The 6164-nt window shown below is 74.0% G+C and carries 8 protein-coding genes; 3 read left to right on the top strand and 5 right to left on the bottom strand.

The window, feature by feature from the left end; genetic code table 11:
- Positions 1-245: 245 nt before the first annotated feature.
- Together CLV40_RS17510 and ppsA are read left to right on the top strand one after the other, a co-directional pair.
- Complete coding sequence (locus tag CLV40_RS17510) at positions 246-836, top strand: hypothetical protein (protein ID WP_245931345.1); 591 nt, start codon at positions 246-248, stop codon at positions 834-836.
- A 42-nt stretch (positions 837-878) separates the two neighbouring features.
- Positions 879-3104, top strand: coding sequence for a phosphoenolpyruvate synthase (gene ppsA, locus CLV40_RS17505; protein WP_104479990.1), 2226 nt, complete (start codon positions 879-881; stop codon positions 3102-3104).
- A gap of 66 nt (positions 3105-3170) precedes the next feature.
- Here ppsA and CLV40_RS17500 read toward each other — a convergent pair whose 3' ends face one another.
- From CLV40_RS17500 to CLV40_RS17485, 4 genes are all read right to left on the bottom strand, one after another.
- Positions 3171-3548, bottom strand: a complete 378-nt coding sequence (locus CLV40_RS17500) for a CBS domain-containing protein (RefSeq protein WP_104479989.1) — start codon at positions 3546-3548, stop codon at positions 3171-3173.
- Positions 3545-3787 (bottom strand): hypothetical protein, encoded by a 243-nt coding sequence (locus tag CLV40_RS17495; protein WP_181043566.1) that lies wholly within the window; start codon positions 3785-3787, stop codon positions 3545-3547. The genes CLV40_RS17500 and CLV40_RS17495 overlap by 4 nt, the downstream gene beginning before the upstream one ends.
- Positions 3784-4206, bottom strand: coding sequence for a universal stress protein (locus tag CLV40_RS17490; protein ID WP_104479987.1), 423 nt, complete (start codon positions 4204-4206; stop codon positions 3784-3786). Before CLV40_RS17490 ends, CLV40_RS17495 begins: the two co-directional genes overlap by 4 nt.
- 142 nt (positions 4207-4348) lie before the next feature.
- Positions 4349-5119 carry an SDR family NAD(P)-dependent oxidoreductase gene (locus CLV40_RS17485; protein ID WP_104479986.1) on the bottom strand — a complete coding sequence of 257 codons (771 nt, stop codon included), beginning with the start codon at positions 5117-5119 and terminating at the stop codon, positions 4349-4351.
- 136 nt (positions 5120-5255) lie between these two features.
- Here CLV40_RS17485 and CLV40_RS17480 point away from each other — a divergent pair, with 136 nt between their 5' ends.
- Complete coding sequence (locus CLV40_RS17480; RefSeq protein ID WP_104479985.1) at positions 5256-5768, top strand: flavodoxin domain-containing protein; 513 nt, start codon at positions 5256-5258, stop codon at positions 5766-5768.
- Positions 5769-5799: 31 nt separating this feature from the next.
- On the opposite strand, the gene CLV40_RS17475 is transcribed toward CLV40_RS17480, so the two are convergent.
- A complete protein-coding gene (locus tag CLV40_RS17475) occupies positions 5800-6066 on the bottom strand; it encodes a hypothetical protein (protein WP_104479984.1) in 267 nt (88 codons plus the stop codon).
- Positions 6067-6164 lie beyond the last annotated feature (98 nt).

Below are 6164 nucleotides of genomic sequence, written 5' to 3'. Positions count from 1 at the left end.
TACGCCCCGACCTCGGCCCACCCACTGCCACCCACCCCGCGCAGACCACTCTCGGACGTGTTCGCCTACCTCCCCGGCATGGCACCGCAACAGCGGTGAGCGCGGCCAACACCGTCCACAACGGACTTTGACCGCCGCGGGTCACGGGACACCGGTGAGACAGGACCTTGGGCACCGGACACCCCTGCCGGACCGCTTCGAGACTGGGGGACGACCGGACACCGAATCCCACCGAGGAGGACACCATGACCACCCGATCCCACGCCCGCCCCGATTCCCCCGCCCCGACCTCCGAACCGGTCCACGAAGCCCACCCGCCGCACCGGGGAACCCGGGTGCTCGCCGTCACCCGGCTGCTGATGGCCGGGATCTTCCTGTGGGCCTTCGTGGACAAGACCTTCGGCCTCGGCTACGCCACCCCCTCGGGCAAGGGCTGGATCGACGGCGGGTCGCCCACCCGCGGGTTCCTCAGTGGACTCGACCACGGCCCGTTCGCCGACACGATGCGCTCGTGGGCGGGCAACGCGTTCGCGGACTGGCTGTTCATGGTGGGCTTGCTGGGCATCGGGCTGGCCCTGCTGCTGGGCATCGGCCTGCGGGTGGCCGCGGTCAGCGGCACGGTCGTGCTGGGTCTGATGTGGATCGCGGAGTGGCCCCTCGCGCGCTTCACCGACTCGGGGGCGCCGACCCACTCGACCAACCCGCTGATCGACTACCACGTCGTCGAGGCGGCCGTGCTCATCGTGCTGGCCGTGGTGGCCGCGGGCGACCGCTGGGGCCTGGGCAGGTGGTGGGCCGACCTCACCCCGGTGCGGCGCAACCCCTGGCTGCGCTGACACCCCCACCCCGCACGCGACCCTGAAGTCCGGAGGAGAGACATGGCAGAGCAGTTGGTCGTCGACCTGGCCTCGGTGCGGGCGACGGACGTGGAGACCGCCGGGGGCAAGGGCGCCAACCTCGGTGAGCTGATCTCGGCGGGCTTCTCGGTGCCCGGTGGGTTCGTGGTGACCGCCGCGGCGTACCTGCGTTCGATGGACGCGGCCGGGGTTCGCGACGACCTGCGCGCCGGGTGCGCCGGAGACGACGCCGAGCGGCTGCGCGAGCTGGTGCGCAAGGCGGGCATCACACCGGAGGTCGCCACCGAGGTGACCGCGGCCTACCGCGCGCTCGGTCCGGGTACCGCGGTCGCGGTGCGGTCGTCGGCCACCTCGGAGGACACCGCGGGCGCCTCGTTCGCGGGCATGAACGAGACCTACACCGACGTCGAAGGGGAACAGGGCCTGCTCGACGCGGTGACGTCGTGCTGGGCGTCGCTGTTCGGTGCCCGGTCGCTGGCGTACCGGGCCGAGCGCGGTGTGCCCGGAGAGCCCGCCATCGCCGTGGTGGTGCAGCGGATGGTGCCCTCGGAGCGGTCCGGGGTGATGTTCACCGCCGACCCGGTGACCGGTGCCACGGACAAGGTGGTGATCGAGGCCGCCCTCGGCCTCGGCGAGGTCGTCGTCGGCGGGACCGTCGAACCGGACACCTACGTGCTGGCCAAGGACGGCCCCCGGCTGCTGAGCACCCGCGTGGGGCACCAGCGGGAGAAGGTCGAGCGCGGCGCCGCGGGCGGCGACACCCACGTGCCGCTCACCCCCGCGCAGGGCGACAGGCAGGTGCTCACCGCGGGCGAGGCGGTCGAACTCGCCCGGTTGGGCTGCCGGGTGCGCGAGCACTACGGCACCGAGCAGGACATCGAGTGGGCCATCGCGAACGGCCGCACCTGGCTCGTGCAGGCGCGCCCGATCACCACGCTCGGCACCGAGCGGCGGCAGGCTGCCGCGCCGACCGAGCTGACCGGTCTGGCCGCCGCGCCGGGCGTGGCGAGCGGGACCGCGCGGATCCTGCGCGACCCGGCCGAGCACGGTGACTTCGCCGACGGGGACGTGCTCGTCGCCCGGATGACCGACCCCGACTGGGTGCCGGTGATCCGCCGTGCCGCCGCGGTGGTCACCGACGAGGGCGGTCTGACCTGCCACGCCGCGATCGTGGCGCGGGAACTGGGCGTGCCGTGCGTGGTGGGCACCCGGGAGGCGACCACCCGGCTGCGCGACGGCGAACCCGTCACCGTGGACGGCACCGCGGGTGTGGTGACGCCCGGCCGAACCCGGCGGGCTCCGGTCACCGCGGTCGAGCAGGTGACCGCGGCGGCCGGACCGGTCGAGTCGCTGGGCACCCGCGTCTACGTCAACCTCGCCATGCCCGAGAGCGCGACCGCCGCCGCGGCGCTGCCGGTCGACGGCGTCGGGCTGCTGCGCGCGGAACTGATGCTCACCTCCGCGCTGCGCGCCACCCACCCCCGGCGGTTCCTCGCCGACCACGGCCCGGACGCGTTCGTCGACGCCATGGCCGAGCCGCTGACCCGCGTCACCGCCGCGTTCGGCACCCGGCCGGTGGTCTACCGGGCCACCGACTTCCGCACCAACGAGTTCCGGGGGCTGACGGGCGGGGCCGAGTTCGAGCCGGAAGAGCGCAACCCCATGATCGGCTTCCGCGGCTGCCACCGCTACGTCCGCGACCCGGAGCTGTTCGCGCTGGAGCTGCGGGCGCTGGCACGGGTGCGGGATCGCCACCCGAACCTGCACCTGATGCTGCCGTTCGTGCGCACCAAGTGGGAGCTGGAGGCGTGCCTGCACCTGGTCGACGCCAGTCCGCTGGGCACCCAGCGGGGCCTGCTGCGCTGGGTCATGGCGGAGGTGCCGTCCTCGGCGTACTGGATCGGCGAGTACGCCGGTCTCGGCGTGGACGGGGTCTCGATCGGCAGCAACGACCTCACCCAACTGGTGCTGGGCGTCGACCGCGACTCCACGGTGTGCGCCGAGGTCTTCGACGAGGCCGACCCGGCCGTGCTGGACGTGATCGCCCGGATCGTCGGCGCCTGCCGCGCCGCCGGGATCACCTCGTCGCTGTGCGGGCAGGCCCCCACGGAACGACCCGACTACACCGAACACCTGGTGCGCCTGGGCATCACCTCGATCTCGGTCGACCCGAGCGCGGTGCCCGCCGCCCGCGCCGCCATCGGCGCCGCCGAACGGCGGCTGCTGCTGGCCGCCGCCACCGGCTGACCACGACGCACGCGTTGGCCCGGACCACGGTGGGTCCGGGCCAACGCGTGCGTCGTGGGAAGCGGCTCAGCCCGCCAGCGCCCGGACCAGGTCCGTGGCGGTGAGGATGCCCTCCAGCCTGCCCTCGTCGACGACCAGGAGGACGTCGGTCACGGCCGCGGCCATCGTCGCCGCGGCGGCGCGCACGTCGGTCGGCGGGCCCACCACGGGTGTGGCCGGACGCATCAGCTGGGTGACCGGGGTGGTGTCGTTGCCGCTCGCCCAGACGTGCCAGAGCAGGTCGGACTCGTGCAGCACGCCCACGCAGCGCTCACCGGTGATGACCGGCAGGTGCCGCACCGCCGAGCGGGCCATCAGCCGCAGCGCCACGTTCACGGGGGCGTCCGGGGTGATGCCGACGACCTGGCCGGTCATCACCTCGCACACCCGCCCCGAGCCGGTCACCGCGCCCTCACCGCGGCGGACACGTCGGCCAGGAGCCTGCCCGCCAAGGCCCGACCGCCAGGCGGGCGGGGCGCGGGCAGCGGCACCGGCCGCGCGTCCGGTGGAGTCCTCCGGAGCGCGTCGGGCAGGCCCTCCGCCGCGTCCAGTCCCAGCAGGTCGAGCAGCAGCCGCAGGTCGTCGGCGTCGTGGGCGACGGAGGCGAGGAGCCGCACCGCCCGTCCGCGCTCGTCGGCGCTCATCGAACCGCCCCCTGCGCGGAGGACGCCAAGGAGGGCACGGCCGACTCGCCCGCGGGCACCACCACGACCGGGCACCGGGCGTGGCGCACGCAGTGCGCGCTCACCGAACCCAGCAGCGTCGCGAGCAGGCCGCCGGTCCCGCAGGACCCGACCACCAGCAGCACCGAGTCCGACGCGACCCGCACCAACTCGGGACCGGGCGAGCCGACGAGCAGCCGACGCCACACCGACGCCTCCGGACGCGCGAAGATCTCGGTCTCGACCGCCCTCGCCAGTTCCGGGTCCTCGGGCTCACCCGGGTGGCACACGGTCACCACGTGCACTCGGTAGCCGCTGCGGATGCCCTCGTCCAAGGCCCACTCCAACGCGGCCGTGCCCGCCGCGGAGCCGTCGACGCCGACGGTGATGTGCTCGCCCATCACGACCTCCTCCTGACCGCCCGGCGGGCGCTCGGTACGCGGCTGTTCCGCCTACCACCGATCCTGTCGCCGGCGCGCCGGGGCGGGCACCGGCCCTGGGCCCGTCCGCACAGGGCCCTTGGCCTCCCCGCACCCGGGACCCTCAACCCCGGTCACCCGCACCCACCTCGGCCCGGTCCGGCCGCACACCGGCGCCCGCGACCACCGCGCCACCGTCGACGACGAACTCGCTGCCGGTGGAGTAGGTGGCCTCGGCGGCCACGAACGCGACCATCGCCGCGACTTCCTCGGGGTCGCCGAACCGGGCGATGGGCTGCTCGGCGGTCATCGAGTCGTCGAAGCCCGCGGTCATCGGCGTGCGGATCGGGCCCGGGTGCACCGAGCAGACGCGGATACCGTCGCGGGCGAACTCCATCGCCGCGGTCTTGGTCAGACCGCGCAACGCCCACTTGCTCGCCACGTACGCGCCGAGGTCGGCGTACCCGATCAGGCCCGCCGTCGAGGAGATGTTGACGATCGACCCGCCCCCGGCGGCGCGCAGCGACGGCGCCACCGCGCGCATGCCCAGCCAGGGGCCGACCAGGTTCACCTCCAGCACCCGCCGGAAGGACTCCGGGCTCTGTTCGGTGATCGGTCCGAACTCGACGATCCCGGCGTTGTTGACCACCACGTCGAGGTGGCCGAACACGCGCTCGGCCTCGGTGACGGCGGCGAACCAGTCGGCTTCGCTCGTCACGTCGAGGTGTGCGCGGCGCACCCGCGCCTCGGGCAGACCGACCTCCCACTCGGCTTGCGCGAGCACGTCCCCGATCACGACCCGGGCGCCTTCCGCGACCAGCCGCCGCGCCACCGCGGCCCCGATCCCGCGCGCGCCACCGGTCACCAGCGCGGTCTTGCCTTCGAACCTGGACATCGTCTTTCCTCCCTGTGGAACGGGCCGTGCCCCAGCCTTCGCCCGGGCCACCCGTTCGGAGCAGTGCCCTAGGTCCACGGCACGCCGGGTCCGACGACACTGCCGGGTCGTCTCCAACGTGCGGAGGATCGTTCCCATGAAACGGGTATTGGTGCTGCACGCGAGCAAGATGGGCGCCACCAAGGAGATCGCCGAGGCGATCGGCGCGGAACTGGTGGGGCGCGGCCTGCACGTCACGGTGCACGACGTCCTGGAACCCCGAGCCCTGGACGGCTACGACGCCGTCGTACTCGGCACCGCGATCTACGCGGGCCGCTGGCGCCCCACCGCGCGCCGGTTCTTCCGCCGGTTCCACCGCGAACTGGCCGACCGCCGGGTGTGGCTGTTCGAGAGCGGGTGGCTGGGACCTCGCCCGAGCCGGGTGAACCCCACCGCCGGTGGACGCAGACGAGCGACCCGCATCGGCGCGGACGCCCCGATGGTGTTCGGCGGCAAGCTCGACCCGGACCGGGCCACCGGCTTCCTCGACCGCGCGGTGGCGAAGCGGATGGCGGGCGACGCCCGCGACTGGAGCGAGATCCGGGTGTGGGCCGACGGCATCGCCGACGAGTTGGTCCGGGACTGGGCGGAGCCGAAGACCGGGAACTGACCAAGGCTCCCGTCCGCGGCGGAGAGCGCCTTCAGGCCCCTTGGGGGCGCTCGCACCACCATCTCGCGGCGTGGGTGGTGTGGTCCGGGAGAACCACCGCGCCGACGACCGCGCCCGGGTTGTTGACGGCGGACGCGGACGCGAGCGACCCACCGGGTGCGTTGGGGAGTTCGACCGGTCCCCCGCCGAGGTTCCACAGCAGGGCGTGGTGTTCGTCCCCACCGACGGCGACACCACGCTCGTTCGCGCCGTGCGCGCCCGCCTGCGTGGACCCCGCGGGAACGCGGAGGGTGCTCACCCGTCCCGCACGATCCCACCGGAGCGGGAGAGAGTCGTTGTACCCGATCAGGGCAGTGCCGACGATGGTGCCGTCATCGGCGATGTCGGACGGTTGGG

Origin of the sequence: Actinokineospora auranticolor (genome assembly GCF_002934265.1) — a bacterium.
GTDB lineage: Bacteria > Actinomycetota > Actinomycetes > Mycobacteriales > Pseudonocardiaceae > Actinokineospora > Actinokineospora auranticolor.
The sequence above is the reverse complement of the archived record's forward strand: the minus strand, read 5'-3'. Positions and strand labels throughout refer to the sequence as shown.